This window comes from Halalkalibacter oceani (assembly GCF_023715705.1).
Lineage (GTDB): Bacteria > Bacillota > Bacilli > Bacillales > Bacillaceae_D > Halalkalibacter > Halalkalibacter oceani_A.
Map to the genome: position 1 here is coordinate 1 of NZ_JAMBOS010000115.1, position 256 is coordinate 256.

The 256-nt window shown below is 36.7% G+C and carries 1 protein-coding gene; it reads right to left on the reverse strand.

Annotation, left to right across the window (positions count from 1 at the left end):
• Positions 1-256: IS200/IS605 family transposase (tnpA, locus tag M3212_RS21870; RefSeq protein WP_251196000.1), on the reverse strand; the 256-nt coding region annotated here is incomplete at both ends.

Consider the following 256-nt stretch of genomic DNA (forward strand, 5'->3'; position numbering starts at 1 on the left):
ATCCGGTACACCAAAATTTCCGATTCCCATATCGATATTTCAGGTTGGCATGCCGGTCAAAAATCATTAAACTGCTCTTCCCTTTTAAATACCCTACAAATGAAGATACACTTATCTTTGGGGGGATGTTTACTAACATATGAATGTGGTCTTTACACGCTGTCGCTTCTATAATTTCTACTCCTTTTCTTTCACATAACTTCCTTAAAATTTCCCCTATATCCTTCTTAATTTTCCCATATATCGCCTGTCTTCT